The 26,880-nt window shown below is 72.5% G+C and carries 21 protein-coding genes and 1 tRNA gene; 13 read left to right on the top strand and 9 right to left on the bottom strand.

All coding sequences use genetic code 11. The features are described 5' to 3' along the window. Positions 1–179: 179 nt before the first annotated feature. Complete coding sequence (locus GVV76_RS08290; protein ID WP_159626329.1) at positions 180–1,676, top strand: zinc-dependent metalloprotease; 1,497 nt, start codon at positions 180–182, stop codon at positions 1,674–1,676. Between the two features lie 29 nt (positions 1,677–1,705). On the opposite strand, the gene GVV76_RS08285 is transcribed toward GVV76_RS08290, so the two are convergent. Beyond that, complete coding sequence (locus GVV76_RS08285; RefSeq protein ID WP_159524446.1) at positions 1,706–2,314, bottom strand: PPA1309 family protein; 609 nt, start codon at positions 2,312–2,314, stop codon at positions 1,706–1,708. A 166-nt stretch (positions 2,315–2,480) separates the two neighbouring features. Here GVV76_RS08285 and GVV76_RS08280 point away from each other — a divergent pair, with 166 nt between their 5' ends. The 7 genes from GVV76_RS08280 (at position 2,481) to GVV76_RS08250 (ending at position 11,464) form a co-directional block, all read left to right on the top strand. Beyond that, complete coding sequence (locus GVV76_RS08280; RefSeq protein WP_159626327.1) at positions 2,481–5,900, top strand: UPF0182 family membrane protein; 3,420 nt, start codon at positions 2,481–2,483, stop codon at positions 5,898–5,900. 118 nt (positions 5,901–6,018) lie between these two features. Beyond that, positions 6,019–6,092: transfer RNA gene (locus GVV76_RS08275), tRNA-Met, on the top strand. Between the two features lie 298 nt (positions 6,093–6,390). Beyond that, entirely contained in the window at positions 6,391–7,812 is a 1,422-nt protein-coding gene (gene fumC, locus GVV76_RS08270; RefSeq protein WP_159626325.1) for a class II fumarate hydratase, read from the top strand. Positions 7,813–8,278: 466 nt separating this feature from the next. Then, the gene (locus tag GVV76_RS08265) at positions 8,279–9,154 is read left to right on the top strand and encodes an ABC transporter ATP-binding protein (RefSeq protein ID WP_159626323.1); all 876 of its coding nucleotides are present in this window, start codon (positions 8,279–8,281) and stop codon (positions 9,152–9,154) included. Next, the gene (locus tag GVV76_RS08260; protein WP_159524313.1) at positions 9,151–9,813 is read left to right on the top strand and encodes an ABC transporter permease; all 663 of its coding nucleotides are present in this window, start codon (positions 9,151–9,153) and stop codon (positions 9,811–9,813) included. Before GVV76_RS08265 ends, GVV76_RS08260 begins: the two co-directional genes overlap by 4 nt. Then, positions 9,810–10,490, top strand: coding sequence for an ABC transporter permease (locus GVV76_RS08255; RefSeq protein WP_159626321.1), 681 nt, complete (start codon positions 9,810–9,812; stop codon positions 10,488–10,490). Before GVV76_RS08260 ends, GVV76_RS08255 begins: the two co-directional genes overlap by 4 nt. Then, positions 10,487–11,464, top strand: a complete 978-nt coding sequence (locus GVV76_RS08250) for an ABC transporter substrate-binding protein (protein WP_159524315.1) — start codon at positions 10,487–10,489, stop codon at positions 11,462–11,464. The genes GVV76_RS08255 and GVV76_RS08250 overlap by 4 nt, the downstream gene beginning before the upstream one ends. 55 nt (positions 11,465–11,519) lie before the next feature. On the opposite strand, the gene GVV76_RS08245 is transcribed toward GVV76_RS08250, so the two are convergent. Further along, positions 11,520–12,533 (bottom strand): LacI family DNA-binding transcriptional regulator, encoded by a 1,014-nt coding sequence (locus GVV76_RS08245; RefSeq protein ID WP_159626319.1) that lies wholly within the window; start codon positions 12,531–12,533, stop codon positions 11,520–11,522. Between the two features lie 316 nt (positions 12,534–12,849). Between GVV76_RS08245 and GVV76_RS08240 the strand changes: the two genes are divergently transcribed. The 3 genes from GVV76_RS08240 to GVV76_RS08230 are packed head-to-tail and all read left to right on the top strand — an operon-like array spanning position 12,850 to position 16,162. Beyond that, positions 12,850–13,875 carry a Gfo/Idh/MocA family oxidoreductase gene (locus GVV76_RS08240; protein WP_159626317.1) on the top strand — a complete coding sequence of 342 codons (1,026 nt, stop codon included), beginning with the start codon at positions 12,850–12,852 and terminating at the stop codon, positions 13,873–13,875. Continuing rightward, on the top strand, positions 13,872–14,729 hold the full coding sequence (locus GVV76_RS10620) for a TIM barrel protein (RefSeq protein WP_159626315.1): 858 nt from the start codon (positions 13,872–13,874) through the stop codon (positions 14,727–14,729). Before GVV76_RS08240 ends, GVV76_RS10620 begins: the two co-directional genes overlap by 4 nt. Further along, positions 14,726–16,162 (top strand): sugar porter family MFS transporter, encoded by a 1,437-nt coding sequence (locus tag GVV76_RS08230; protein ID WP_159524318.1) that lies wholly within the window; start codon positions 14,726–14,728, stop codon positions 16,160–16,162. Before GVV76_RS10620 ends, GVV76_RS08230 begins: the two co-directional genes overlap by 4 nt. Positions 16,163–16,280: 118 nt before the next feature. Here the strand turns inward: GVV76_RS08230 and GVV76_RS08225 are convergent, their stop codons facing one another. Continuing rightward, on the bottom strand, positions 16,281–17,582 hold the full coding sequence (locus GVV76_RS08225; protein ID WP_442858370.1) for an MFS transporter: 1,302 nt from the start codon (positions 17,580–17,582) through the stop codon (positions 16,281–16,283). A gap of 113 nt (positions 17,583–17,695) precedes the next feature. Here GVV76_RS08225 and GVV76_RS08220 point away from each other — a divergent pair, with 113 nt between their 5' ends. Beyond that, positions 17,696–18,274 carry a dihydrofolate reductase gene (locus GVV76_RS08220; RefSeq protein WP_442858368.1) on the top strand — a complete coding sequence of 193 codons (579 nt, stop codon included), beginning with the start codon at positions 17,696–17,698 and terminating at the stop codon, positions 18,272–18,274. Positions 18,275–18,338: 64 nt separating this feature from the next. On the opposite strand, the gene GVV76_RS08215 is transcribed toward GVV76_RS08220, so the two are convergent. The 4 genes from GVV76_RS08215 to GVV76_RS08200 all read right to left on the bottom strand — a co-directional run bounded on the left by GVV76_RS08215 (position 18,339) and on the right by GVV76_RS08200 (position 21,045). Beyond that, complete coding sequence (locus tag GVV76_RS08215) at positions 18,339–19,193, bottom strand: thymidylate synthase (RefSeq protein ID WP_159626311.1); 855 nt, start codon at positions 19,191–19,193, stop codon at positions 18,339–18,341. Further along, positions 19,190–19,843 (bottom strand): hypothetical protein, encoded by a 654-nt coding sequence (locus tag GVV76_RS08210; protein WP_159524334.1) that lies wholly within the window; start codon positions 19,841–19,843, stop codon positions 19,190–19,192. Before GVV76_RS08210 ends, GVV76_RS08215 begins: the two co-directional genes overlap by 4 nt. Positions 19,844–19,962: 119 nt before the next feature. Next, a complete protein-coding gene (locus tag GVV76_RS08205; protein ID WP_159524321.1) occupies positions 19,963–20,418 on the bottom strand; it encodes an OsmC family protein in 456 nt (151 codons plus the stop codon). 132 nt (positions 20,419–20,550) lie between these two features. After that, positions 20,551–21,045, bottom strand: a complete 495-nt coding sequence (locus GVV76_RS08200; RefSeq protein WP_159626309.1) for a DUF2505 domain-containing protein — start codon at positions 21,043–21,045, stop codon at positions 20,551–20,553. Between the two features lie 65 nt (positions 21,046–21,110). Here GVV76_RS08200 and GVV76_RS08195 point away from each other — a divergent pair, with 65 nt between their 5' ends. Then, positions 21,111–22,601, top strand: a complete 1,491-nt coding sequence (locus GVV76_RS08195; RefSeq protein WP_159626307.1) for a sensor histidine kinase — start codon at positions 21,111–21,113, stop codon at positions 22,599–22,601. A gap of 194 nt (positions 22,602–22,795) precedes the next feature. On the opposite strand, the gene GVV76_RS08190 is transcribed toward GVV76_RS08195, so the two are convergent. After that, positions 22,796–23,044, bottom strand: a complete 249-nt coding sequence (locus GVV76_RS08190; RefSeq protein WP_159524324.1) for a WhiB family transcriptional regulator — start codon at positions 23,042–23,044, stop codon at positions 22,796–22,798. 204 nt (positions 23,045–23,248) lie between these two features. Further along, a complete protein-coding gene (locus GVV76_RS08185; protein WP_159626304.1) occupies positions 23,249–26,878 on the bottom strand; it encodes an FtsK/SpoIIIE domain-containing protein in 3,630 nt (1,209 codons plus the stop codon). Positions 26,879–26,880 lie beyond the last annotated feature (2 nt).

Here is a 26,880-nt window from a genome sequence, read left to right as displayed (position 1 = left end):
GGGCGGCTCCGCGCCCACCCGCCCCGCCCCGTTCCGTGATCGCGCTGCGGGCGAAGCGCGTACCCGGCGCGCGGGCGCCCATGGCACGATCGTGCCGTGCCCCGCGGGCGGTTCTTTCAGCGCCCGCCGCCCGGCACCGCCCCGACGTCAGCCAGTCACCACCGCCAGGGAGGAACCCCATGAGCGAGGACCCCTTCGAGACCCTTGAGGAGCTCCTCTCCGCGATCCTCGGGCCGCAGACCGCGCGCGATGCCGTCGCCGCCCTGCGATCCTCCGGCATCGATCCCGAGCGGCTCGCCTCAATGGGCGGGATGGAGGAACTCGCGCGCATGAGCCCCGGGCAGGCCATGGCGATGCGCGCGCAGCTGTCCCAGATGTTCGCCGCCTCCTCATCCGAGCCCGTCAACTGGACCATGGGCCGTGACCTCGCCCTCCAGCGGGCGCGCGAGGGCGGCGACCCCACCGTCACGGCCGCGCAGGCCCAGGCCATTCGCCAGGCCCTGACCGTCGCCGATCTCTGGCTGGACACCGCGACCGAGTTCATGCCGGCCCCCGGTGGGCGCGAGGCCTGGAGCCGCGAGGCCTGGCTCACTCGGACCATGCCCGTGTGGAAGGACGTCTGCGCGCCCGTCGCCCAGGCCGCCACTCGCGCCCTCTCCGAGGCCCTGGCCCACCAGATGCGGGGCCTGGGCGAGGCTGTGGGGGAGGAGGTTGTGGGTGAGGCCTCCAAGCAGGCCGGCGCCCTGGAGGCGATCATGCGCACCATGGCCGGCGCCGCCTTCGGCATGCAACTCGGCCACGCCATCGGGCGGCTCGCGCAGGAGGCCGTCGCCTCCACCGAGGTCGGCCTGCCGCTGACCCGCGAGCCCGGCACCGCCCTCCTGCCCGCCAACATCAGCGCCTTCGCTGCCGAGCTGGAGGAGGACGAGGAGGAGGTGCGGATGTTCTTCGCTGTGCGGGAGGCCGCCACCGCGCGCCTCTACGCGCATGTCCCCTGGCTGCGCGGGCAGGTCATGAGCGCCGTGGAGGCCTACGCCCGCGGCATCGCCATCGACACCGACGCCGTCGAGGCGGCCGTGGCGCAGGCGGACCCGCATGACCCCGAGGCGATCCAGGCCGCCCTGGCCGGGGGGATGTTCTCCCCGCAGTCCAGCCCCGAGCAGCTCGAGGCCCTCGGCCGCCTTGAGACCCTCTTGGCCCTCATCGAGGGCTGGGTGCAGGTGGTCACCGAGCGGGCGATCGCCGCGCATCTGCCGCGAGGCATGGCGCTAGCCGAGATGATGCGGCGCCGTCGCGCCGCCGGCGGCCCCGCTGAGCAGGTCTTCGCCCAGCTCATCGGCCTGGAGTTCCGCCCCCGGCTCGCCCGTGAGGCAGCCGAGTTGTGGCGGCGCATCGGCGCGGAGTCCAGCGACGCCGAGCGCGACGCCTTCTGGCAGCACCCCGACGTCATGCCCACCGCCTCCGAGCTCGCCCACCCCGAGGACTTCCTGACGATGCGGCGGGCGGACAAGGACATGGACGCCGAGATGGACGCCGATCTCGCCTCGCTGCTCGACGGCACCCTGGGCTACACCGACGCCGCCCGTGAGGCGGACAGGGCCGACCAGGGCGGGCGCGGGGAGCAGGACGGGGGCCCCGGCCCGGACGGGCCCGGCGCCCCCGGTGAGGAGGCCTGAGGCGCTGAGCCCCGGCGCCCGGGCGAGGCTCAGATGAAGGTGGCCCGCAGGGCCTCCGCCAGGCCCGGCACCAGGTCGGGGCCCTGGGCGACCATGGCGGGGGAGTCCTGGGAGCGGGCGCGCACCGCGCACCACGCCTCATTGGAGCGCAGCGCCCCGACGACGACGCGCACCTCCTCGCGATCCGGCCGGCTCTCCAGGTAGGCCAACTGCTCGGCCTCGTCCTCGATCGCCGCGGCCTCCGCCTCCGCCTCCGCCGGCAGGATGATGCGCTCCGCGGACACGGCCACGCCGTCGATGCTCATCGGCCAGGCGAGCTGGGTGAGCAGGTCCTCCAGCGTGGACGAGGGCGGCAGGTCCTCCTGCTCGACGATCATGAGCGACTCCGGGTTCTCCTTCGCCGCCTCCACGGCGCCGGGGTCCAGGAGGTCGGCCAGGGAGGGGTCGGCCTGGAGGGCGGCCGAGGTGCGCACCAGCGCGAAGACCGCCACGGGGGCGTCCCAGCCCCGCTTCGCCATGTGCTCCTCGAGCTCCATGACGGCGTCGGCCAGGGCGACGTGGCGCGGCGAGCCGAGCGCGAGGCGGCGCGCGGCCCCAGTAACGGACGGGTTCTCCCCAGGGAAGGTCGGCTGCGTCATGCGCCTATCCTCGCACCCTCCTGCCCGGTCACCCCGTCCACCCCGGCGCCGATCGGCGCGTCCCGCTTTGATCGCCGTCTCGCGCCTATGGGACCATGGGGCCCGGGCGCCTCAGCGCCGACCAGCCCGCGCGAGAGCCGCGCGGCACCAGCGACGGAGCGTGATCGTGAGCAACAGGTCCGACGACGACCCCATCGAGCAGCCAGATCCCGACCGGCCCGAGGGCGCGCCCCGGACCCCGTCCGAGGGCGCCAAGGACTCTCAGGGGCCTAAGGGACCGAAGGGGCCGAGGAAGCCCGGGGGCTCGGCGGGCTCCGCGGACGAGCCCAGCAAGGAGGACCGCGTCCGCTCGGGAATGTTCTTCGAGGGTGACGCGGCCTTCCTGCGCCACCTCGGCGATGCCCTCAAGGCCCATGACCCCGGCCCGTCGGACGACGGCGGAGACGGGGGATCGCGCGGTGGAAGCGGCGGCTCCGGCGGCTCTGGGGGATCCAGTGGCGGGCGCGGTGACGGCCCCTCGCGGCGCCCCTCCTCGGGCGCCGGGAGCGCCGGTGCCTCACGGCGCCCGGGACCGCTCTCCCTGACGATCGGCATCCTGGCCGGGGCGGCGGCGATCATCGGCTTCCTCTCGCGCTCGTGGACAGAGGTCCTCTGGTTCAACCAGCTGGGCTACCAGCGGATCCTCTGGACCCACTGGGCCAGCGCGGGGGCGCTGTTCGTCGTCGGGTTCGTCATCATGTTCCTGGCCACCGGTGGTGCGATGGTCGCGGCCTACCGCGCCCGCGAGATCGAGGTCCCCACCGATGAGGCCACTCGCAATCTGGAGGCCTACCGCACGCTCGTCGAGCCCTCCCGCCGGCGCCTGGCCTGGCTCATCCCGGCGTTCGTGGCGCTGGCTGGCGCGGCCTGGGAGCTCGCGCCCAAGTGGCAGCAGTTCCTCCTGGCCTTCAACGCCGAGCCCTTCGGGGTGACCGACCCGCAGTTCGGCATGGACATCTCCTTCTACGTCTTCATCCTGCCGGTGCTCACCACGGTGGTCGGCTTCCTCATCCGCGTGGTCATCTTCGCGGGCCTGGCGAGCGTGGCCGTCCACTACCTCTACGGCGGGATCGCGGTGGCGCGCGCCCAGCACTTCACCCGCGCCGCGCGCATCCACCTGACCGGCCTCATGGCGGCCCTCAGCCTCCTGCTGGGCGCGCGCTACTGGCTGACCCGCTACACCTCGCTGCACTCCTCGAACTCCAAGTTCGACGGCGCCGCCTACACCGACGTCAACGCGGTCCTCCCCGCCCAGGGGATCCTGGCGGCCATCGCCGTCGTCATCGCGGTGCTGTTCATCGCCTCGATCCGCTCCAGCTCGTGGCGGCTGCCCATCATCGGCGTCGTCGTCATGGTGGCCTCGGCCCTGGTCATCGGGACCGGCTACCCGGCGGTCGTCCAGCGCTTCGTCGTCGAGCCCAACGCGCAGCGCGAGGAGGCGGAGTACATCGGCCGCAACATCAAGGCCACGCTGGCGGCCTACGGCCTGAAGGACGCCAGTCTGACCGCCTATGACGCCAAGACCACGGCCGAGCCGGGCCAGTTGCTGGAGGACGCGGAGTCGACGGCGTCGATTCGCCTGCTCGACCCCGGCCAGATCTCGCCGACTTTCCGCCAGGTCCAGCAGAACAAGCAGTACTACTCCTTCCAGCCCCGCCTGAACGTGGACCGCTACCAGATCAACGGCAGCAGCCGGGACACGGTTATCGCGGTGCGCGAGCTCAACCTCAACGGCATCGGGAAGGACCAGCGGAGCTGGATCAACGATCACACCGTGTACACCCATGGCTACGGCGTCGTCACCGCCTACGGCAACACGGTGGCCTCCGACGGCAGCCCCGCGTTCTGGGAGGGAGGCATTCCCTCCCGGGGTGATCTGGGCTCCTACGAGCCGCGCATCTACTTCGGCCAGTCCTCCCCCAAGTACTCGATTGTCGGCGGGGACGACGGTGGAAGCCCCCACGAGCTCGACTACCCCGATGACACCGCCCCCAACGGCCAGGTGAACTCGACCTTCGCCGGCGACGGCGGCCCCAGCGTGTCCAACTACTGGAACCGGTTGCTGTACGCGGTGAAGTTCCAGGAGATGAACCTCCTGTTCTCCAAGGAGGTCCGGGAGGGCTCCCAGATCCTGTACGACCGCAATCCCGCCGAGCGCGTCGCGAAGGTCGCCCCCTGGCTCACGCTGGACGGCAACCCCTATCCGGCCGTCGTGGATGATGATGACGACCCCTCCACCCCCAAGCGCGTCCTGTGGATCCTCGACGGCTACACGACGACGAACAACTACCCGTACTCCCAGCACGAGTCCCTCACGGCGGCCACCGGCTCGAAAGACCTGGTCAGGGCGCCTAAGGAGTCGAACTATGTGCGCAACTCCGTCAAGGCGGTCGTTGACGCCTACGACGGCTCGGTGCGCCTATTCGAGTGGGACCAGGAGGATCCGATCCTCAAGGCCTGGTCGAAGGCGTTCCCCGGCGCGGTGACGCCGATGAGCCAGATGAGCGCCGACCTCATGGCGCATATGCGCTACCCGGAGGACCTGTTCAAGGTGCAGCGCTCCATCATGGCGAAGTACCACGTCCAGGATCCCGCCAGCTTCTACTCCGGCGGCGACTTCTGGCAAGTCCCCGACGACCCGACCCGGGACGCCGACCCGAGCAAGCAGGGTGATTCCCCGCAGGACCCCTACTACCTGAGCCTGAAGATGCCCGACCAGGACGCGGCGAGCTTCTCCCTGTCCAGCGTCTTCATCTTCCCGGGGCGCACGGTGCTCACCGCCTTCATGGCGGTGGACTCCGAGACCTCCTCCGGCCAGCCGGGGGTGCGCAACCCGAACTACGGCAAGATACGCGTCCTCGAGTTGCCCAGGTCCTCGAACATCCCGGGGCCCGGCCAGGTCCAGGGCAACTTCAACTCCTACAACGAGGCCTCCACGGTGCTCAACCTGCTGTCCCAGCAGGGATCCCAGGTGATCAAGGGGAACCTCTTGACCCTCCCCGTGGGAGGCGGCCTGCTGTACGTCCAGCCGGTGTACGTCCAGTCGTCTTCGGGCACGCAGTACCCGCTGCTGCGCAAGGTGCTGGTGTCCTTCGGTGACAAGGTGGGCTTCGCGGACAGCCTGTCCGGCGCGCTCGACCAGGTGTTCGGCGGCGACTCCGGGGCCAAGACGGGCCAGGAGGAGGTCAATGGCGATACCGCGGCCGCCAACGGCACCTCGACGGCGCCCATCGACTCCGGCGGGGCGGGGGCGGGCGCTCCCGCCGCGGATCCCTCAGCGGCGGCCAGCCCCGCGCCGACCCCCGCTCCGAGTTCCCCGGCGACGACGGCGCCCGCCGCGCCCGCGCCCAGCGCCTCCGCGGCCGGCTCGACCGGCGATCCGGCGACGGACCTCCAGACCGCCCTCGCCGACGCCCAGGCGGCGTTGACCGATGCGGATAAGGCGCTCAAGGCCGGTGACTGGGCGGCCTACGGCGATGCGCAGAAGCGCGTCGACGCGGCGATCTCCCGGGCCATCGACGCCCAGGGGAAACTGAACGGCAAGTAGGGACCACGGGATCGGCCGGCCGGGCGGGGAGCCCGGCCGGCCGGACTTCTGGTGAGGAAGCGCACGCTCTGGCGGCTTGAAGGCGGGCGCGGGCCCGGGCTAGAGTTCTTCTCGCCGACGCGGGGTGGAGCAGTTCGGTAGCTCGCCGGGCTCATAACCCGGAGGTCGCAGGTTCGAATCCTGTCCCCGCTACGAGACCGGAGGCCCCGGCACCAGCAGGTGCCGGGGCTTTCTGCTGCCCAGGCACGTACGGGGCCGGCACCCACGAGCCATGGGCGGTGCGTTCCGCGGTGGGCGGCGCTGTTCGCGCTCACTGGTGCGTTCCGCACTGAGCGGTGCTGTTCGCACCCACTGGTGCGGGCAGGACGCACCAGTGGGTGCTAACGGCACCTCTCGGTGGCGAAGGCGCCAGTCGGCGCCGGCGATCTCCCGGTGCCGCGGGACGTCAGTCCGCGGGTGCGTGGGCCCGCTTTTCGCTAGCCTTGGCACCATGACAACCGAGAAGCCCGGCGCGACGACGCGCACAGAGTCCGACTCCATGGGGACCATCGAGGTCGCCTCCGACCGCTACTGGGGCGCCCAGACCGAGCGCTCCCTGCACAACTTCGACATCGGCCGCAACACCTTCGTGTGGGGTCGGCCCATGGTCCGCGCCCTCGGCGTGCTCAAGAAGTCCGCCGCCCTGGCCAATGCCGAGCTCGGCGAGCTCCCCCAGGACATCGCCGACCTCATCGCCGCCGCCGGGGATGAGGTCATCGCCGGAAAGTTCGATGATCACTTCCCGCTCGTCGTCTTCCAGACCGGCTCGGGCACCCAGTCCAACATGAACTCCAACGAGGTTATCTCCAACCGCGCCATCGAGTTGGCCGGCGGGCAGAGGGGCTCCAAGACCCCCGTTCACCCCAACGACCATGTCAACCGCGGCCAGTCCTCCAACGACACCTTCCCCACGGCCATGCACATCGCCGTGGTCAGCGAGTTGGCGGCCATGTACCCGCGCGTCGCGCAGCTGCGCGACACCCTGGCCAAGAAGTCCGAGGAGTACAAGGACGTCGTCATGGTGGGCCGCACCCACCTCCAGGACGCCACCCCCATCACCCTGGGCCAGGTCATCTCCGGGTGGGTCGCCCAGATCGACTTCGCGCTCGACGGCGTCCGTTACGCCGACTCGCGCGCCCGCGAGCTCGCCATCGGCGGCACCGCCGTCGGCACCGGCCTCAACGCCCACCCCGACTTCGGCAAGCTCTGCGCCGCGAAGATCAGCGAGGAGACCGGCATCGAGTTCACCCAGGCCGACAACCTCTTCGCGGCTCTGGGCGCGCACGACGCCCTCGTCCTGGTCTCCGGGGCGCTGCGCGTGCTCGCCGATGCGCTCATGAAGATCGCCAACGACGTGCGCTGGTACGCCTCCGGCCCGCGCAACGGCATCGGTGAGCTGCTCATCCCCGAGAACGAGCCCGGGAGTTCGATCATGCCCGGCAAGGTCAACCCCACCCAGTGCGAGGCCATGACCATGGTGGCCGCGCAGGTCTTCGGCAACGACGCCGCCGTCGGCTTCGCTGGATCCCAGGGCAATTTCCAGCTCAATGTCTTCAAGCCCGTCATGGCCTGGAACGTCCTGGAGTCCATCCGCCTGCTCGGCGACGCCTGCGTCTCCTTCGACACCAACTGCGCCTACGGCATCGAGCCCAACCTGCCCAAGATCGAGGCGAACCTCGCCACGAACCTCATGCAGGTCACGGCCCTCAACCGCCACATCGGCTACGACAAGGCCTCCAAGATTGCCAAGAACGCGCACCACAAGGGCCTGTCGCTGCGCGAGTCCGCCCTCGAGCTCGGCTTCGTCACGGAGGAGGAGTTCGACGCCTGGGTGGTGCCCATGGATATGACGCACCCCAGCGCTGCCGAGTGAGACGCGCCCGCTGAGAACCGCTGGCCAGTGGCCAGGTGGGCCGGCTCAACAGGCCATCCCGGTGATGCCGACGACGGCGCCCGCCCTCCTATCCCGGAGGGAGGGCGCCGTCGTCGTGGCCACGACCCTCATCGGATGCGCCGCCGGCGGGATCGTCTCGGCCGTCCGCCAGTCGCGCGCGTGGCCAGCCATCCGGCGGTGGCCAGCCGCCCCCTGACCAACCACCCAGCGCCGGCCTGCGGGCCGCGGACCGGTCTCGTCGCTGTTTTCGACCGGTCTCGCTCCTATTTTCGACCGGTCTCGGTTTATGAGGGAACTTTATGGAGTCGTGACGGTGGTTCCCAGCAGCGGGGAATGAGATGAGAAGATTGGGTGTTGGGTCATGCGGCATCACCCGCCGCGCGTCGCCAGGCGCCGGACTGAACGAGTGGCAGCCCAGGCCCCACACCACGAGGAGAGCACGTCGATGAGTGGTGAGATCGAGTTCGACTCCGTCACCAAGCACTATCCCGTACCCCGGCGCGCCAGGCGCCAGGGGGCGGACGCCTCGGCGGGCCCCGCCGTCAACTCCTTCAGCGCCACCATCGCCCAGGGGACCACCACCGTCCTGCTCGGCTCATCGGGCTCGGGCAAGACCACGCTCATGCGTATGGTCAACCGGATGGTCGAGCCCACCAGCGGGCGTGTCCTCATCGACGGAGAGGACGTCGCCGGTCGGGATCCCGTCGCCCTGCGCCGCTCCATCGGCTACGTCATGCAGAACGGCGGTCTCCTGCCGCACCGCCGCGTCATCGACAACATCACCCTCGTGCCCCGGCTCAATGGCACGAGCCGGGCGGAGGCCACCCACCGCGCCCACGAGCTCATGGACATCCTCGGCCTCGACCCCGCTCTGGCCGAGCGCTACCCCCATGAGCTCTCCGGCGGGCAGGCCCAGAGGGTCGGCGTCGCCCGGGCCCTCGCGGCCGACCCCGCGATCCTCCTCATGGACGAGCCCTTCGGCGCCGTCGACCCCCTCGTGCGTCGCGAGCTGCAGGCCGAGACCGCCCGCCTCCAGCGCGAGCTGGGCAAGACGATCCTGTTCGTCACCCACGACGTCGATGAGGCCCTGGCCCTGGGTGACGAGATCATCGTCCTGCGCGAGGGCGCCCGGATCGCCCAGCGCGGCACCGGCCCCCAGATCCTCCATCACCCGGCCGACGCCTTCGTCGAGCGCTTCCTCGGTCTCGACGACGACATCCGGGCCTCCCGCCTGCGCGAGACGGCCGTGCGTGACTCCGGCGCCGGCTCGCCGTCCCCACCGTCCCCCGTGCCCGAGGCCGCCGAGGTGCCGCGCCCATGACCTGGATCTTGGCCAGCCGCGCCCTCATCCTCAGTTGCCTGGAGTCCCACCTCGCCCAGGCGCTGCCCGCGATCGTCGCCGCCCTGCTCATCACCATCCCCCTGGCGCGCCTGGCCCAGAGGGTCCGCCCCCTGCGCGGCCTCATCACCACCGCGGCCTCGCTCCTGTACGCGATCCCCTCCCTCGCGCTGTTCGTCATCCTGCCGATCCTCCTGGCCACCGGCATCCGATCCACGCTCAACGTCGTCGTCGCCCTGGCCCTCTACGCCCTGGCCCTCCTCGTCCCCGCCACCGTTGAGGCCCTCGACGCCGTCGACCACCGCGCCCTCGACGCCGCCACCGCCATGGGCATGGGGCGGCTGCGCCGATTCGTCACCGTCGAGTTGCCGCTGGCGGGCCCGGCCATCCTCGCCGCCCTGCGGGTGACCACCGTCTCCACGATCTCGCTGACGACGGTGGGCGCGGTGCTGGGCGTGCGCAGCCTCGGCTGGCTCTTCACCGACGGCTTCGAACGGGGCATCTGGCCCGAGATCATCACCGGCGTGCTGCTGACCGCCCTGACCGCCCTCGTGGTGGACCTGCTCATCGTCGCCGGCGGGCGCCTGCTCATGCCCTGGTCCCGTGGCGGGGGAGCCCGGGCGGGGAGGGCCGCCGCATGAGGCTCCTCCTCGACGCCCTCGCCTACATCGCCGACGGCGCCCACTGGTCCGGCTCCATGGGCATCGCCCGGCTCCTGGCGCAGCACGCCGCCTACTCCCTCGCAGCCGTGGCGATCGCCGCCCTCATCGGAATGCCCATCGGGTGGTGGATCGGGCACACCGGCCACGGTCGGGCCCTCGTCATCGCCCTGACCGGCGCCGTGCGCGCCCTGCCTACCCTGGGGCTCATCACCATGTTCGGCCTGGCCCTGGGCATCGGGCTGAGGGCGCCCATGATCGCCCTGGTCATCCTCGCGCTCCCCTCCGCCCTCGCCGGGGCCTACTCGGGCGTGGAATCCGTGGACCCCACCGCCGTCGACGGCGCGCGAGGGGCGGGCATGAGCCCGCTGCAGATCCTCACGAGGGTCGAGATCCCGCTGGGCGCCCCGATCATGCTCGGCGGCCTGCGCGCCGCCTCCCTGCAGGTCATCGCCACGGGCGCCCTGGCCGCCTACACCGGCGCGGGGGGCTTGGGCCGCCTGATGTTCCTCGGGCTCAAGACCCAGGACTACCCGATCATGCTCGCCGCGGCGCTCCTGGTGATCGCCCTGGCCCTCTTCTCCGAGGGGCTCTTCGCGCTCCTCCAGCGGGCCAGCGCGCCCGCGGGATCGCGCCACCGGCGCAAGGAGGCCTCATGAACCGCCAGAACCACCCCGTCACGCGGCCCACCCGGCGCGCCATGCTCGCGGGCCTAGGCGCCGGGGCCGCGGCCCTCCTGGCCGGCTGCTCCGATGCGAACCCCTTCGCCGTCCACCGCCGCAAGGGCAGCATCGTCGTCGGCAGCCAGCAGTACTACTCCAACGAGATCATCGCCGAGCTCTTCGCCCAGGCCATCGAGGCCAAGGGGCTCACCGTCCAGCGGGAGTTCCGCATCGGCCAGCGCGAGGCCTACCTGCCCGAGATCGCCAGCGGCTCGATCGACGTCATCCCCGAATACGGCGGCAACCTCCTGCAGCACTACCAGCGCGTCTCGGCGACGGCGGGCACCGGTCCCGCCGCTGGGGCCGCATCCCCTGCCGCCGGCCCCACCACCGCCGAGGCCGTCCAGGAGGAGCTCACCCGGATCCTGCCCGGCGGATTGCGGGTCCTGGCGCCCGCGGAGGCGACCGACCAGGACTCCTTCGCCGTCACCCGCGCGAGCGCCGAGGAGCACGGCCTGACCTCCATCGGCGACCTCGCGGGCCTCGGCCGCGCGGTGCGCATGGCCGCCAACAGCGAGTTCATGGCTCGCCCCTACGGGCCAGCGGGCGTCAAATCCGTCTACGGGGTCGATATCGAGGTCACCCCCGTGGAGGACTCCGGCGGGCCGCTCACCGTCAAGGCCCTGACCGACGGGAGCGTCGATGTCGCCGACATCTACTCCTCCGATCCCGTCATCGAGGCCAATGGCCTGGTGATCCTGGAGGACCCCGCCGGGCTCATCGCCCCTCAGCGCGTCACGCCGCTGGTCGCCGAGGCCCTGGCGCCCACGGCCGTGGAGGCCATCGACGCGGTCTGTGCGCGCCTGGGACCGGGCCAGCTGCGAGCCCTCAATGCCCGCTCCACCGGCGAGCAGCTCGCCGCCGAGGTCATCGCCGCCGACTGGCTGGCCGCCCAGGGCCTCGCGGGCTGAGCGGTGCCCGGCCCCGCGGTGCCGACGCCCGCCCAGCAGGCCTGAGGAGGGCCCGTCAGCCCAGCCCCGGAGCCGCTGCGGTGGAGGCCCTGACCACGAGCCGGGGCACGATCACCTGCTCGGTGGGCAGGTAGTTGTTCGCCGCGCGGCCGATCGCACGCTCCAGCGCCAGGCGCGCCATGAGATCCGTGTTCTGGTCGATCGTCGTCAGGGTCACCGGCCCGGCCTGCGCCCGCCGGGCGTTGTCGAAGCCGACGATGCTCACCCGCTCCGGCACCGCCGCCCCGGCCGCCCTCAGGCCCAGGACGATGCCGCCGGCCACCCGGTCGTTGAAGGCGACGACGCCGGTCGGCAGGCGCTCCAGCCCGCCGGCCGCCAGGGCCTTGTCCACCATCGCGGCTGCGGCGGCGAGCCCGTGCTCCTGCTCGATGCCCCCTGGCAGGACCATGACCTGATCCCCCAGGCCGTGCGAGCCCATCGCCTCCAGGTACCCGGCGGCGCGCTCGGCCGAGGATGGCGCCGTGCCGCCGTCGACATGCGCGATCCGCCGGTGCCCCAGGGAGACGAGGTGCTCGACGGCGAGCGCGAGCCCGCCCCGGTCATCAATGCGGATCACGTCCACCGCGGGGCTGGCGACCGGCCGGGCGATCGTCACCACCGGCACCTCATCGGCCAGGCTCCTCAGCCGCGCCGCGCCGATGGAGGGAGCCACCATGATGAGCGCGTCAACGCGGTCGCGCAGCAGCGTGTCTGCGGCACGGCGGTCATCGATCGTGTCGATGACGGCCGAGAGGACGAGCCGGTGCGTCGTGGCGCTCTCCGCGGCGTGGTAGAGGCTTTCGATGAGCCCGGCGTGGAAGGGCTGGTGAACGGCGAAGGTCACCCCGATCAGGCTTGAGCGCGCCGACCGCAGGGCCCGCGCCTGCTGATCCGCCCGATAACCGAGCCGCTTGGCGACGGCTTTGACGCGACGACGGGTCTCCTCGGAGGCCCCCGCGGCGTCCCGCATGACGATCGAGGCCATCGACACGGAGCAACTGGCCTCCCGGGCGACATCGACAAGTGTCACCCTCCTGCTCCTGCCACGGGGCATAGCGCCATCCTCCCTTAGTCCCGCGCCGCTCACGCGGCGCCTGACCGGGGCGCCCGCCCAGCGGCGGTCGCCTGAGACTGGAAAGTAATAATTTTAGAACGTTCTGTCGAGAGCAGTGGTCGGATGAACCGCCTGCCAGCAGCGAAAAGAGGTGGATGAGGGCGCAGAGTTCGTGCGCTCACGGTCCAGGGGAATTGGAACGTATTACGGTCTACGGCGTCGCCAGGATCACAGTGATGATGCTGTGGGCTCCCGGCCTGAGCACCCAGACACGACGAAGGAGTCAGGAAGCATGACATCTCGCGAACCCGTCAGGATCGCGTTGGTCGGTGCCGGCAGAATCGGCTCTCACCACGCCACCGCGATCGCTCACGAGCTCCACACCGCGGAGCTCGTCGCCGTCGTCGACCCCCGCGTCGACGCCGCGACCGCCCTGGCCACCGATCTCGGCGCCCGCCCCGAGGCCGATGCCCGGGCCGTCCTCGCCGACCCCGGCGTCAATGCCATCGTCGTCACGACCCCGGCCGCACTCCACCGCGACCTCATCGTCGAGGCGGCCAAGGCCGGCAAGCACGTCTTCACCGAGAAGCCTCTGACCACGGAGTTGGCCGAGGCCGACGAGTGCGTGGCCGCCGCGGCCCAGGCGGGCGTGGTCCTGCAGGTCGGCTTCAACCGCCGCTTCGCCCCCGGGTTCGCCGCTGCGAGGAGGGCGGTGGACGATGGCCGCGTCGGCACCCCGCAACTGCTGCGCTCGCTCACCCGCGACCCCGGCCCCTACGACGGAGACCCCGAGCGCACCCCGCTGTGGACGATCTTCCTGGAGACCCTCATCCACGACTTCGACACGCTGCGCTTCCTCAACCCCGGATCCGAGGTCACCGAGGTCACCGCCCACGCCGACGCCCTCATCCGGCCGGACGCCCGGCAGGCCGGCTTCCTCGACACCTCGATCGTCCACCTGCGCTTCGACAACGGCGCCTTCGCCACCGCCGAAGCCTCCTTCAGCGCCACCTACGGCTACGACGTGCGCGGCGAAGTCTTCGGCGACGGCGGCATGGCCGTCGCCGGATCCGGCCGCACCAGCGACATGGAGTACTACGGCCCGGACGGCGTCGCCTACGGAACCTCCCGGGCGGACACCGATCTCCTCCACAGCGCCTATGTGGCCGAGTTCGCCGCCTTCGTCGGGGCCGTGCGCGGCGAAGCCCCCGCCATCCCCACGGGCGAGGACGGCGTCAAGGCCCTGGAGATCGCCCGGGCGGCCATCCTCTCGGTCCAGCAGTCCCGCACCGTGTCCTTGGGGGAGGTGGCCCGATGAGCCCGGTGACCGTGCCCGCGGGCAATGCCTTCTCGTTGGCGGCTTGCGCGGAGATGATCTACCTCGACAAGCCGTTCATGGAGCGCGTCGAGGCCATCGCCGCGCGCGGCTTGGGCGTGGAGATCTGGGACTGGACCGCCAAGGACCTCCGGGCGCTGGCTGCCCGCCGCGCCGACGGGGCGCGCGTGGTGTCCATGACCGGATACGTCGAGGGCGACCTGACCACCGACGCCGGTGTCACCCGCCTGCTTGAGACGGCCGAGCAGTCACTGCGCGCGGCCGAGGCTCTGGAGTGCCCGGTGCTTAACTTCCACGGCACCGGCCTGGGCGAGGGCGGTATCCCCGTCGTCGCCAACGCCCACCCCACCCCGGGCGACTGGCTGCGCGCCGCCGATACCTGCGCCCGCCTGGCCGAGCTCGGGGCCAGGGAGGGGCGCGTGTTCACCCTGGAGAACCTCAACACCGCGCTCGACCACCCCGGCTGCCCTTTCGCCTCGGCGGCCGACGCGCTGGCCCTCGTGCGCGCCGTCGACTCGCCGCACCTGAGGATCAACCTCGACCTGTACCACGCCCAGATCGGGGAGGGGAACCTCATCGAGTTGTGCCGCCAGGCCCTGCCCTGGATCGGGGAGCTCCAGGTCGCCGACGTCCCCGGCCGGGCCCAGCCCGGCACCGGGGAGATCAACTACCGCGCCATCGCCACCGCCCTGGCCGACATGGGCTACCGCGGCAACATCGGCATGGAGGCCTTCGCCTGGGGCGCCACCGACGCGGACGAGCCCGGCTCCACCGCCGCCACCAACACCGCCCTGGATCAGTTCATCACCACCTTCACCGTAGGAGGCCCTGCATGAGCGACAACGCCAGCGCGGCCGTCCAGGCGCGCCACGCCGACGCGGGGACCCCCGCGGAGAAGGCCCGCGTCGATAAGCGCCTGCTCACCATCCGCACGATCGCCACACTCGGCGGCCTCCTGTTCGGCTACGACACCGGCGTCATCTCCGGCGCCCTGCCCTTCCTCGCGCGCGGCGCCGAGGAGGGCGGGCTGGGCCTGACCGCCTTCCAGGAGTCGATCGTCACCTCCTCGCTCACGATGGGGGCGGCCATCGGGGCCATCGTCGGCGGGCGGCTGTCCGACCGCTACGGGCGCAAGAAGAACATCTACACCGTCGCCGTCATCTTCCTCATCGGGGCGCTCGGTTGCGCCTTGGCGCCGGACTACCCGGCCCTCGTGGCTTTCCGCTTCTTCCTCGGCCTGGCCGTGGGAGGCGCCTCCGCCACCGTGCCCGTCTACCTCTCCGAAATGGCGCCGGTGACGATCCGCGGCACCATGGTGGCGCGCAATGAGCTCATGATCGTCACCGGTCAACTGCTGGCCTACTCCTTCAACGCGTTCATCGCCGTCATGTGGCCGCAGGCCCACGTCTGGCGCTGGATGCTCGTCATCGCCTCGGTTCCCGCCATCGGCCTGTGGATCGGCATGCACCTACTGCCGGAGTCCCCGCGCTGGCTCGCGAGCCAGGGGCGCGCGGCCGACATGTGGCGGGTCCTCAACGAGGTCCGCATGGCCGACGGCGTCGAGGATGAGGGCCGCGACATCATCCACCGCGTCGAGGAGGAGGCCGCGCTCGGCAAGGGCTCCTGGGCGGACCTCAAGACCCCTTGGATCGGGAAGATCACCGCGATCGGCATCGGTCTGGCGGCCCTGTCGCAGCTCACCGGCGTCAACGGCATCATGTACTACGCCCCGACGATCCTCCAGACCACCGGCCTGGGCACCCAGGCGGCCCTTGTCGCGACGATCGCCAACGGCGTGGTCTCGGTGGTGGCCGTATCCATCGGCATCGGCTTCCTCAAGAGGATGCCCCGCCGGCGCATGATGCTCATCGGCCAGACCGGCGTGGTCATCTCGCTGATCCTGCTGGGCTCGATGTTCCTCCTGCCGGAGTCGACGGCGCGCTCCTACCTGGTGCTGCTGTTCATGCTCACCTTCCTGTTCTCCATGCAGTGCTTCATCGGCCCGACCTTCTGGCTCATGCTCTCGGAGATCTTCCCCATGCGCGTGCGGGGGCTGGCCAACGGCGTGGCGGTGTTCTGCAACTGGATGGGCAACGTCATCGTGGCCTTCGCCTTCCCGAACCTCATCGCGGCGGTGCAGGGCAACACGTTCTTCGTCTTCGCCGTGATCAACGCGTGCACGCTGGTGTTCTACGCGAAGTTCCTGCCTGAGACCTTCGGCCGCTCCCTGGAGTCCCTTGAGCGGCACTTCGAGGAGAAGTACTCCTGAACCTAACCGGTTCGGGCGCTAAGCGGCGGCGGCGCCGTCGGGCTGGTGACGCGGCTCGACGGCGCCGCCGCCGTCCCAGCGCCCAGGGGCGCCGGCCCCGCGCGGCGCCCGAGGGGGCTCATGCCTCCGGCGCCCTCCGTGATCGTCCCCGCAGCCCCGGATGCGTCCACGCGACGGTGAAGGACGCCGTGAGCACTGCCAGCGCGAGGCCGAAGGGAGCCAGGGGCCGCCAGCCGTAGAGCGCCGTCGCCGTGACGGGGGCGAAGACCCATGTCACCGCGCCCGTGGCGTTGAGGATGCCCGCCACCCCGCCCTGCTCGACGGCGGTGACGGAGAGCGAGCCGCCCGCCGTGAAACCGGGCCCCACCAGTCCCATGGCGGCGCCCAGGAAGAGCGTCGAGATGATCATGATGGGCAGGGTGGGCGCCAGTGCCAGCGCCACCAGCGCGACCAGGGCGATGGCCAGGCCGATGCGGATGAGCCTGCGGGGCGGCCATCCCAGGCGCGGCACCGCGACGAGTTGCATGAGCATGGCCCCCGCCGCGTTGGCCAGCAGCATGAGCGCCGTCAGGCTCACCGCGCGCTCCGGGGCCAGGCCGAGGCGGTCCTGGACGATGAAGCCGACGATGATCTGGACCACCCCCGCGCTGAAGAACATGCCCAGCCCCGAGCCGATCCAGGGCAGCAGGCGCGGATCCCTCCAGGACACGCGCGGTGGGAGGGCGGCCGCGCGCGTCGCCGGCGCTCCTGTCGGGCCCGCTCCCGCGGGGGAGGACGGCGGCGCCTGGCCCCCGGAGGGCGGACGGGAGCCGTCGTGAGGGATCCACAGCAGGCCGATGAGCAGGGCGATCGCCACGAAGGCCGGCGTGGCGTACACCGGGGCCAGGATCGACCACGCCCCCAGCGCCGAGGAGACCACAGAGCCGATGAGGATCGACATCTGCACGGCGCCGGCGAAGGCGGACATTCCCCTCACCCGGGCGCGCTCATCCGGCGTCATCTCGGCGATAAGCGCCTGGCCGGTGGGCGGGATCGCCGCGACCGCGCCGCCGAAGAACGGGCCGCGGGCCGTGACCACGGCCACCGCGGCGGCGCCCGCCCCCAGCAGGCCGGCGCTGCGCAGCCCCACCGCGGCGGCGAAGAGGCAGCCCGCGATCATGGCCAGGGTGAGGGCGCTCAACAGCACGCGGCGGCGCCCCCAGGCGATCGACCGGCGCCCCCAGAACTGCGAGAGGGAGGCCACCGTGAGCGCGGCCAGGGAGACGGCCAGGCCGACGATCCACTCGCGCAGGCCGAGCGCCCGGGCCAGGGGAGCGATCGACGCGTTGAGCATGTTCTGCGCCACGTAGGTGAACAGGACGATGGCGAGCAGCGCGCGCAGCGTGGCGCGGGCCGTGCCTGTGACCTGGGATGCGGGAATCGAGGGGGAGGGCAGGGGCACAGGCGCACTCTAGATCATGGCTGGGGCGGCGGCGCCCGGTGAGCCGCGCCTGCCGGGCCGCGGCTCGCGAGCGACCTCCGGTACCTGGCAGGATGGCTCCCGTGAGCGCGAAGCATGTGGGAATGATCTGGGCCCAGGACGCAGCCGGTGTCATCGGCGCCGATGGGGGGATGCTGTGGCGCGTCCCCGACGACTTCAGGCACTTCCGCGCCTCCACCCTCGGCTGCGGCCTGGTCATGGGCCGCGCCACCTGGGACTCCCTAGGTGGGGCGCTGGCCAGGCGCCGCAACGTGGTCCTCACCCGCCAGCGCGGCTGGTCCGCGGAGGGCGCCCTGTGCGCCCCCGACCTCGCCTCCGCCATCGACCTGGCGGGAAGGGGCCTTGACGCCGAGCTCGGCCCCGACCAACGCGCGAGGGCCGGGGCGCTGCCCCGCGTATGGGTCATCGGAGGCGGCAGCGTCTATGCCCAGGCCATGGAGGCTGATGTGGCGGGCCTGCTGCTCGTGACCACTCTCGACCTCGCCGTCGACGCCCCCGACGGCGCCGTGCGGGCGCCCCAAATCGCGGAGGATTCCTGGGCGCGCGATGCCGCGCTGTCCGACCCCGAGGGCGCATGGCGGCCCGTCTCCGGGGACGCCGCCTGGCGGATCGACGCCTGGCGGCGCCGGTGATCGATCGGCCGGCGATCACGGGCCCGGCCGGGAGGATGGTTCTCCCGGGGCTCCCAGACCGCGCTCAGACGGCGACGGGCGCCTTGATCGAGGGGTGGTGCTGGTAGCCCTGCGAGGCGTCGATGTCGTCCATCGCGTAGGCGTCGATCGACTCCGCCTTCTCCAGGCGCAGCGTCGGGAACGGGTGGGCCCTCGGCACGCGGGACAACTGCTCGCGCACCTGCTCGACATGGTTGGAGTAGATGTGGCAGTCCCCGCCGGTCCACACGAGCTCGCCCGGCTCGAGCCCGGCCTGCTGGGCGAGCATGTGGGTGAGCAGGGCGTAGGAGGCGATGTTGAAGGGAACACCGAGGAACATGTCCGCGCTGCGCTGGTAGATCTGCAGGCTCAGGCGGCCGTCGGCCGCGTAGCACTGGAAGAAGGCGTGGCAGGGGGCCAGGGCCATGCGGTCCAGTTCGCTGACGTTCCAGGCCGACACCAGCATGCGCCTGGAGTCGGGGTCGGTACGCAGCGTGTGGATGAGGGCGGTGATCTGGTCGATGGCCCCGCCGTCGCGCGCGGGCCAGGAGCGCCACTGGGCGCCGTAGACCGGGCCGAGTTCGCCGTCGGCGTCGGCCCACTCATCCCAGATGGTGATGCCGTGCTCCGTGAGCCAGCCGATGTTCGTGGCGCCCTTGAGGAACCACAGCAGTTCGCCCTTGACTGCCTTCATCGCCACGAACTTCGTGGTGATGCGGGGGAATCCGGCAGCCAGGTCGTAGCGGAGCTGGCGGGCGAACAGGGAACGGGTGCCCGTGCCGGTGCGGTCGCCCTTGGGCGCGCCGTTGAGGAGGACGTCCGCGAGGAGCTCCTCATAGGCGACGTTGACGCCGTCGGGTGCCCTCAGGCCCAGGGACTCCAGTGCTGGTGTGCTGCTCATGCCTCGATGACCTCCAGGGCGGGGGCGAAGGGGGATGCCGGGCCGAGCGCCGCCTGGGCGCCCTCGATGACCTGGTTGGCCAGGGCCCGCCCACCCGAGTAGCCGATGGCCGCGCCGATGCCCAGCGGCAGGAGCCGGCCCAGCGCGATGGCTCCGCCCTTGGCCGCGGCACGCTTGGCCAGGCGCTTGGCGAGCTGGCCGTTGATGCTCTTGGCGGTGGGGATCGGCATCTGGGCCAGGGACTGGGCCGCCCAGAAGAGGCTGGCCAGGCCGAGTTGGCCCTGGACCGCCTCGGAGCCCTCGCGGCCCAGGAGTGCCGAGAGCACGAGGGCTCGCCGCTTCTCCGGCTCGACGACCCGCAGCCCCTGGAGTTCGGCGACGGTGAGCACGTAGGTGACGGCGGAGCCGATGAAGACGGCCGTCTGACCCACGGTGAGGGCCGCCGCGCTGGCGGTGCCGATCGCCGGAAGGGCCGCCGAGGCGCCGACGGCGCCGGAGGACAGGCCTGCCTCGTTGCGGAAGCGGTCCGCGGCGAGCGCGACGAGTTCGGCCGTGTCCGCGCCGGGGCGGTCGCGGCGCATGCGGGCCACGCGCTCGGTGATGCGCGAGGCGGGGATCGCGATCGCCTTGTCGACGGCCGCCTCGATCATGGCGGTGGAACGGCTCACGGATGCTCCTGGTGCGTGGACGGTGTTGGTGGTGGGAATGGCGCGGGGCTGGGCGCCCCGGGGCACCGGGCGGCGCCCCGGGGCGGGGGAGGGCGCCGGCGTCAGGCCGCGGGCTCGGCGTCGGGGTCCTGGACGATGAGCAGACGGACCTGGGGGCTCTTCTCCAGGGTGTGGCCCACGGTGCAGGAGCGGTCGATCGCGCCGTCGACGCGCTGGCGCAGGACGGCGAGCTGCTCCGCGCTCAAGGATGAGTAATCGGCGACGAGCTGAACCTCGAAGGAGTCGTAGCGCTCGTCTTCATCGTTCTTGGTGGTCGCGCACACGACGTTGGCGTCGAAGTCCTCGCCGAGGGCTTTGGTCAGGCGGTGGTCCGCGGACAGGGAGTTACAGGTGGCCAGGGCGAGCTTGAGCAGCTCCCCGGGGGAGAACTCCCCGGGGCCAGTGCCGATGCGCACCTCGGCGCCGGAGTGGTTGCGGCCCACGTACTGGCGCGTGCCGGTGCGCTCGGCCCAGACGGAGTTCTTCTCGGTAGGGATGATGGAGGGGGTATCGCTCATGGGCCGATCGTGGCACGCCCAGTCGGTCCGATACCACTGGGGCGCGCGCGAAGAGCCCGCCGTGCGCGGAGGGCGGACACGGCGGGCCGGTGGGAATACTCCGGGGAGGAGCGGGAGCGGGGAGGCGGGCGGTCAGTGCGAGCCCAGCCAGGTGGCGGCGCGGGACTCCTCATCGGCGATGACCCGCCCGGCCATCGACATGGCCTTGTCCTCGATGGCGCGGCCCACCAGGGGCACGGTGACCTTGAGCTCCAGGTCCACCTCGACGACGGTCTGCCCACCGCTGGGGCGCATGGTCAGGGCGCCCGAGGAGCGCACGGGCGCGCCGCCAGCGTCGATGCTCAGCGTGCCGGTGCGCGAGCCATCCTCGGCGGGGCCGCCCCAGGCCTCGGTGACGGTGAAGGACACGCCCGAGCGCACCAGGCGGCGGGCGGCCGAGGGCAGGGAATCGGCGGGGACGGTGCCGCTGGCGGTGGCGGAGAAGCCGTCGCCCTGGGCCGTCACCTCGCTGGTGACGGTCCCGGAGCCGAGCCGGGCGACCCTTCCGCGCTGGTACTCCGGGTCCGCCAGCATGGTGGCGACCCTGGCGGGATCGGCGGGGTAGGTGATGGTCACTGTCTTCCTCATGCCCTAGAGCCTGCCATGGAGGGGGCCAGCGCGCCACGGGCGGTCGGCTCGACTAGGCTTCCACTGTGACGCCGATCCTCCCGCCCCAGTCGCGCGCCTCCATCGACCTGCCGCCGCGCGACCTCGACTGGATCCGACACCTCATCGCGGACTGGCAGGTCATCGCCGATCTGTCCGTGTCCGACCTGGTCCTGTGGGTCCGCGGCCTGAGCGGTCGCTTCGTGGCGATCGCCCACTGCCGCCCCTCCACGGGGCAGACGGTCCACTTGGAGGAGGTGGTGGGGCGCCGCATGCCCGCCTCACGCGAGATCGCCGCCCTGGAGACCCTCACCACCGGCACCATCCTGGTCATGTCCGACCCCCAGTGGACCGGGACCACCGCGGTGCGCGAGGAGTACGTGCCCGTGCTCCACGAGGGCCGGGCAGTCGCCGTCGTCACGCGGGAGACGCGCGTGGGGGTCATGCGCGGGGAGCGCTTCGGCAACCAGCCCCTCAAGGCCCTCGCCGACTCCCTGTGCCAGATGATCTCCGAGGGGGCCTTCCCGATCCTCGGCGGAGTGACCGCGCTGCGGCACGGCACCCCGCGAGTGGCCGACGGCGTCGTCCAGCTCGACGCCGAGGGCGCCATCGTCTACGCCAGCCCCAACTCCCGCTCCTGCCTGCACCGCCTGGGCATCGTCGGGGAGATCGTCGGCGCGCACCTGGCATCGGCGATCACGGACATCATCCCCGAGCGCACGCCGGTGGACGAGACCATGGCGGTTGTCCTCATGGGCAGGCAGGCCTGGATCACGGAGATCGAGATCTCCGGCGTCTTCCTCGTCCTGCGGGCGATCCCCCTCATCGTGCACGGGGAGAGGGCCGGAGCGATCCTCCTGGTCCGCGACGTCTCCGAGCTGCGGCGCCGTGAGCAGGTCCTCATGAACAAGGACGCCACGATCCGGGAGATCCACCATCGGGTCAAGAACAACCTGCAGACCGTCTCCGCCCTGCTACGGATGCAGGCCCGCCGCGCCACCAACGATGAGACCCGCCAGGCGCTGGCCGAGGCGGAGCGGAGGGTCGCCGCGATCGCCACCGTCCATGAGGCGCTGAGCCACAATGTCGACGAGACTGTCGACTTCGATGAGGTCTTCGAGTCTATCCTGCGCACCGCCGCGGTCGTCGCCACGCCCTCGGGGCAGGTCAGGACCGTGCTGGAGGGGTCCTTCGGCATCGTGGACGCCGACTCCGCCCAGGCCCTGGCCACGGTGCTGGCCGAGCTGGTGACCAACGCCGTCGAGCACGGGCTTGAGGAGCGGGACGGCACCGTCACCGTGCGCGCGCTGCGGGACGGCGAGCGGATCGAGGTCCATGTCATCGATGACGGCGCGGGCATCGAGCCCGGAGCCGTCATGACCGGCCTGGGCACGAGGATCGTCCAAACGCTCGTCCGCGGCGAGCTGCGCGGCAGCATCGACTGGGAGCCCGTCGTCGATGAGGAGGGGCGCCCCCGCGGGACCGACGTCGCCATCATCGCCAAGCTGGCGAGCCGCGGCGAGCCCGTGCTCGGCTGAGCCGCCGCGCAGTTGGGGCGCCGCGCGGCCTGGCCCGGCCCCGAGCGCGCCCGGTGGGTGTAAGACGGCGGCCCCCGCCTCATCCGAGGTCAGGGGCCGCCGTTCAGGTTTTGGTCGATGCTCGTGGAGCGCGCGGTGAACCGGTCTCGTTGCCGTTTTCGACCGGTCTCGGTCTTGTTTTCGACCGGTCTCGGTCAGGAGGAGCGGCGGGCGCGGGCGGCGCGGCGCTTGAGGGAGCGGCGCTCATCCTCGCTCATGCCGCCCCAGACGCCGGCGTCCTGGCCGTTCTCCAGGGCCCACTTGAGGCAGGTCTCGACCACATCGCAGCGGGCGCACACCTCCTTGGCCCGGGCGATCTGGGCGATGGCCGGGCCGGTGTTGCCCACCGGGAAGAAGAGTTCGGGGTCGACGGTGAGACAAGCAGCCTGGTTACGCCAGTCCATGAAATGCTTCCTTACGGGCAGGTGAGTCAAGAGGGGAGAGCCGAGCGCGTGGTGTCCACCTGGTAGGGGGGCAGAGTGGTCGTCGCGCGTCCTGGGGACACTTTCACACGCCGTACCCCCGACGGCAAGACCTGACGCGTGTGAGACCGCCAATGAAAAGATGTCGCAATTATCACAGCTGCGATTCCCTGTCGGTCCGCGCTCTCACGCATGGCCTGACGCCCCCTGAGCGGCCTCGCCGCGAACCACCTGCAAGGGCGTGAAACGCCCGTGATCCACGAGCACGCCCCGGCCCGGGGCCAGAGGGGCGCGGGGGTCGATCACCCCTCGCAGCGGTGCCCCGGCCACCTGCGCCGCCGGCCCCGCGCCCGGGCACAGGATGACCAGCGATCCCCTCTCCTTGAGCGTCATCAGCGGGCCCCGGAAGGATCCCGCCACGCGCTCGGTCGTCGCCGAGACGAGCACCGGCCGCCCCTCGCGCAGCGCGGCGGCGATCTCCGCCTCCGCCTGGGCGTGAGAGGCCTGGGGGAGGAGGTCGGCATCGTCGATGACCAGCGGGGATGCTCTCCCCGGCGCCTCGGCGGATAGCGCTCCCTCCAGCGCCCGCAGCGCCGTGGTGCGCCCCGATCCAGGGGGCCCGGTCACGAGGACGGCGCCACGGGGAACCGGAAGAGGAGCGGCGTCGTCTCCCCCGACCGCCCAGGCCCCGGCGGGCAGCAGAGATGGGCGCGCCTCGCGGGGGATCGGCGCCAAGCGCAGCGGGCGGGCGGCGGCGAGGCCGGGAGCGGCCCTCTCGCCGGGCGCGGGCAGGAGGATCTGGATGGGCGTGGACTCCGCGCCGTCCACCAGCGCCCCTCGGCCGGGCGCCGCGCCGGTGACCGCGCCCCGGGGCATCCCGGCCAGCGATGCGAGGGCCGGCGTCGAGGCCCCCAGGACGACGCGGTGCCGCAGGGCCCCCGCCCACCGGGTGTTGGCCAGGCCGAAGGGGGCGCCGATGAGCAGAGCCGTCCCCGTGGCCGGCGCGATCCGCACCAGCGCCTCCACGAGCTGCTGGCCCTCGCCCGGACCCAGCGCCTCCTCGACGGCGGGGATGAGAGAGTCGACGTCGTCCAGGACGAGGATCTCACCCGTCAGCCGGCCCTCCGCCGCCAGGCGCCACAGGCGCGCCAGCCGCCGGGGATCATCCGGGCCCACCACGGTGCCCATGCCCACGGCGCCCTGGGCCAGCGCTGACAGGGGACTCGGCGCACCGCAGCGGTGGACGACGCGGCCCGCCGCCAGCGCCCCGAGCGCCGCTGAGTCCAGCGCCGTGGTCCTGCCCGATCCCGCCTGACCGAGCACGAGCAGTGATTCCCCGGTGTCCCAGTGCCACAGTCCCAGCGACTGCTCCTCGGGCAGATCCGTCATCGCCAGGGCCACGCCCTCGCGCCTGCCCGCCCGCGAGCCTCCGGGGCGGCCGGCGGTCACGACCAGTTCGTCGGCCCGCCCCCTGTGGGCGCGCTCGGGCAGCGGCGGGGCCCAGGGCCGCCACGGGCCGTTGGAGCCCGCGCCACTGCCCTTCCCCGGCCCCCGACCGGGGGAGCGCGGGCTCTGATGGGCCTGGTGCACCTGCTCCACAAGCGCCTCAAGCCGCCCGCGCGGGCCGCACCAGGGTGCCTGGAGGACCTCCTGGCTCCTGGAGGCGGCGCAGCCCTCGACGATGACCCTGCCCGGGTGGCGGGGGAGCAGGGCGGCGCCGTCATGGCCGATGACGTCCCGCGAGTCCGCCGGGTCCAGCACCCGCAGGCAGGCCCGGATCGTCGTGTTGGCGCGCATCGCCGGTGAGACCGCGCCGGCGGGGCGCTGCGTAGACAGGATGAGGTGGACGCCGAGGCTGCGGCCCTGAGCCGCCACCCGCACGAGGGCGTCGAGGACCTCGGAGTGCTGGTCCGCGAGGGTCGCGAACTCATCGACGGCGATGAGCAGGCGGGGAGGGGCCTGCTCGGGGGCGAGCGCGCCGTCCGCGGGAGCCGAGGCGCATCGGCGCTCGAGCTCGCCCAGGTCCCGGGCCCCATGCGCGGCGAGGAGGCGCTCTCGGCGCCGGAGCTCGGCCTCCAGCGAGGACAGCGCCCGGGCTGTGGCGGCGGGGTCGAGATCCGTGAGCACGCCCGCCGTGTGCGGCAGGTCCTCCAGGGGGCCGAAGGCCGCCCCGCCCTTGTAGTCGACGAGCACTAGGCACAGCCGCTCCGGCGGCGCCCCCAGGACCAGTTGCAAGAGCCATGCGGTGAGCAGTTCGGACTTCCCCGAGCCCGTCGTCCCGGCCAGAAGGGCGTGGGGCCCGTCGGCCACGAGGTCCACGTCGACGGCGCCGCGCGGCCCGACGCCGAGGATCGCGGGCAGCCGCATCCCGCCGGGGCTTGTCAAGCGCCACCGCTCGCGGATGGCTCGCGCGCTGACAGGGCCGGTGAGCTCGCCCAGGAGGACTCCCTCGGGGGGAGCCAGGGGATCCTCCGCCCCGGTGGGAGCGCCTCGCCCGCGCGGCCCGGCGGGACTGGAGCGCCGGGGGAACTGGCGGCCCGAGGCGAGGAGCACCGCCTCCCACCAGCGATCGGTGATGGCCGGGGCTCCTCTGGGAGCGCGTCGCGCGCTCAGCGCTCTCGCGGGCAGCCCCGTGCCCCGGGGCGCGATGAGCAGCTCGGCGCGATCACCGCGCCAGGTCGCCACGATCCCGGTGGACTCGGCGTCCCCGAACATCTGGAGGTCCAGGGCGCCGCGGCTCGTGCCGAGCGCCGCCGAGGGGGCCGCGCCCGGGGCCCTCCAGCTCGCCGGGGAGTGGGGGACCAGGGCTCGCGCGGCCCCCGGGGCCCGGGAATCACCGGGCTCGCCGGGCCCGCCCGGCTCGCCCGGCGCAGCGGGCGCAGACGCGCCCGGGGCCTGCCCGGCCCGCCCGCCTGCCAGTGGCGCGGAGGCGAAGCCGGCTGGCGCTCCGATCCGAGCTAACACTTGAGCCGCCCACCATCGCTGGGCCCGCGAGGCGCCCGTGCCGGTGAGGGCCAGGCGGTCCCCGGGCTGGAGGGCCAGGGCCGTCCTGCGCCGACGGCGCCCGAGCCAGGCCGCTGGCTCCTGGCCCGGGGCGCCCGCGTCCGGGGCGCTGAGGGGGGAGGCCTCGGCCGCTCCGGACAGCGCCCGCGCCGCCACGGCGAGGAGCACCTCGGAGGGGTCGGGCCGCCGACGCGACCGGCCCCGCCATCCCGCGCGACCGGCCCCGCGTCCCCGGGCGCCCCCGCCGGAAATCAATGAGCCGATCCTCATGATGCCCATGAGGAGCATCGGCGCCAGCATGAGCATCCCTACGCCACCGCGCCCTCCCATGCGCAGAGCGCCGGCCACGATCGTCCCCATGACGAGCAGGCAGAGCAGGCCGGCGATGATGGAGCCGATCCGCCTCCTCCCTGAGGGCTGACTGCTGCCGGGAGCCGGGACGAGGAGCGAGGTGGGGCGGCGCCGCAGTTCCAGCACGCTACCCCCCACCCTCAGGCGCTGGCCCTCGCGGAAGGCGCGCGGGCGGCGGAGCCGACGCCAGCCCCGCAGACGCCGTCTCGCCCGGGTCCCGTTGGCCGAGCCCGCGTCCCCGATCATGACGCGGTCGGTCCTGCATCGCACCCGCAGGTGCTCACGGGAGATCTCCGGATCGCTCAGCGCCCCGCAGCGCCCGATCGTCCCCGAGGCGGGGAGCGGGAGGACCAGACCGGCGTCGGGGCCGCAGAGCACCGCCATGTGCCAGGCGCGGCCCAGGGCCTGGCGGGCCGCGGAGGCGGGGGTGTCGAGGGTAGGGGAAGGCGGGCGCGCGAACATGG

It is taken from the genome of Actinomyces sp. zg296 (assembly GCF_009829695.1).
Lineage (GTDB): Bacteria > Actinomycetota > Actinomycetes > Actinomycetales > Actinomycetaceae > Actinomyces > Actinomyces marmotae.
Note: the sequence above shows the minus strand (reverse complement) of the source record. Positions and strands in the feature narration are given on the sequence as shown.

What these genes read in the sequence shown, in the direction of transcription:
- GVV76_RS08290 (WP_159626329.1), top strand. Translation starts at nt 180, where the DNA reads ATGAGCGAGGACCCCTTCGAGACCCTTGAGGAGCTCCTCTCCGCGATC.
- GVV76_RS08285 (WP_159524446.1), bottom strand. Translation starts at nt 2,314, where the DNA reads ATGACGCAGCCGACCTTCCCTGGGGAGAACCCGTCCGTTACTGGGGCC.
- fumC (WP_159626325.1), top strand. Translation starts at nt 6,391, where the DNA reads ATGACAACCGAGAAGCCCGGCGCGACGACGCGCACAGAGTCCGACTCC.
- GVV76_RS08265 (WP_159626323.1), top strand. Translation starts at nt 8,279, where the DNA reads ATGAGTGGTGAGATCGAGTTCGACTCCGTCACCAAGCACTATCCCGTA.
- GVV76_RS08260 (WP_159524313.1), top strand. Translation starts at nt 9,151, where the DNA reads ATGACCTGGATCTTGGCCAGCCGCGCCCTCATCCTCAGTTGCCTGGAG.
- GVV76_RS08255 (WP_159626321.1), top strand. Translation starts at nt 9,810, where the DNA reads ATGAGGCTCCTCCTCGACGCCCTCGCCTACATCGCCGACGGCGCCCAC.
- GVV76_RS08250 (WP_159524315.1), top strand. Translation starts at nt 10,487, where the DNA reads ATGAACCGCCAGAACCACCCCGTCACGCGGCCCACCCGGCGCGCCATG.
- GVV76_RS08240 (WP_159626317.1), top strand. Translation starts at nt 12,850, where the DNA reads ATGACATCTCGCGAACCCGTCAGGATCGCGTTGGTCGGTGCCGGCAGA.
- GVV76_RS10620 (WP_159626315.1), top strand. Translation starts at nt 13,872, where the DNA reads ATGAGCCCGGTGACCGTGCCCGCGGGCAATGCCTTCTCGTTGGCGGCT.
- GVV76_RS08230 (WP_159524318.1), top strand. Translation starts at nt 14,726, where the DNA reads ATGAGCGACAACGCCAGCGCGGCCGTCCAGGCGCGCCACGCCGACGCG.
- GVV76_RS08220 (WP_442858368.1), top strand. Translation starts at nt 17,696, where the DNA reads ATGGCTCCCGTGAGCGCGAAGCATGTGGGAATGATCTGGGCCCAGGAC.
- GVV76_RS08215 (WP_159626311.1), bottom strand. Translation starts at nt 19,193, where the DNA reads ATGAGCAGCACACCAGCACTGGAGTCCCTGGGCCTGAGGGCACCCGAC.
- GVV76_RS08210 (WP_159524334.1), bottom strand. Translation starts at nt 19,843, where the DNA reads ATGATCGAGGCGGCCGTCGACAAGGCGATCGCGATCCCCGCCTCGCGC.
- GVV76_RS08205 (WP_159524321.1), bottom strand. Translation starts at nt 20,418, where the DNA reads ATGAGCGATACCCCCTCCATCATCCCTACCGAGAAGAACTCCGTCTGG.
- GVV76_RS08200 (WP_159626309.1), bottom strand. Translation starts at nt 21,045, where the DNA reads ATGAGGAAGACAGTGACCATCACCTACCCCGCCGATCCCGCCAGGGTC.
- GVV76_RS08190 (WP_159524324.1), bottom strand. Translation starts at nt 23,044, where the DNA reads ATGGACTGGCGTAACCAGGCTGCTTGTCTCACCGTCGACCCCGAACTC.
- GVV76_RS08185 (WP_159626304.1), bottom strand. Translation starts at nt 26,878, where the DNA reads ATGTTCGCGCGCCCGCCTTCCCCTACCCTCGACACCCCCGCCTCCGCG.